This window comes from Paracraurococcus lichenis (genome assembly GCF_030657435.1).
GTDB classification, from domain to species: Bacteria; Pseudomonadota; Alphaproteobacteria; order Acetobacterales; family Acetobacteraceae; genus Paracraurococcus; species Paracraurococcus lichenis.
The window spans coordinates 1-533 of sequence record NZ_JAUTWS010000454.1 but is presented as its reverse complement, the minus strand read 5'-3'; the positions used below and the strand labels follow the sequence as shown (position 1 = coordinate 533).

The 533-nt window shown below is 70.0% G+C and carries 1 protein-coding gene; it reads right to left on the bottom strand.

Going from position 1 to position 533, the window contains the following annotated elements; genetic code table 11:
- Positions 1-13: 13 nt before the first annotated feature.
- Entirely contained in the window at positions 14-424 is a 411-nt protein-coding gene (gene tnpA / locus Q7A36_RS40770) for an IS66 family insertion sequence element accessory protein TnpA (protein WP_305109479.1), read from the bottom strand.
- Positions 425-533 lie beyond the last annotated feature (109 nt).

Below are 533 nucleotides of genomic sequence, written 5' to 3'. Positions count from 1 at the left end.
CAATACCGTTGACTTAGGCGCGGTCTGGAGTGACGGCTGGGCGTCGGCGGAACATCTGCCGCAAGCGGGCGATCCAGTGATTGAAGGTGCGAGGCGCGAGGCCGTGCGCTTTGGCGTATGCAGCGCGCCTGAGGCCGCTGTCGCGCCAAGCCCGGACATGATCGCGCCAGAACGCGTGTCGGTCGGCGGCGGGAGGTCGCAGGGGCGGTGGGCTCGAGGGTGTGGCCGTCTGCTCTGGACCCGGCCCCTCGGGCGCGACGATCCGGATGTGGTCAGGATAGTGCAGCGGCTGGCGTGCGCCGGGTGCGGCGCGGCCCTTGGTGGGAAAGCTGCTCATCTTGCGCTTGACCGCGCGCGGGTTGTGACGGCCGCGGCTTTGCTCCGCCGGCACGGCGAGGATCTCGACCAGCACCATCTGCTGCATCTGCCGGCGCTGCCGAGGGGGAAAACGCGGCGTGGAAGGGCAGATGCCGCCGGACCACGCGAACGGTGTGCAGGAAGGACAGCTGGTCGGGGTCACAGCCGTTCTGCCG

Excerpts from the sequence above, each read along its gene's own strand:
- tnpA (WP_305109479.1), bottom strand. The coding sequence starts at position 424 with ATGCAGCAGATGGTGCTGGTCGAGATCCTCGCCGTGCCGGCGGAGCAA.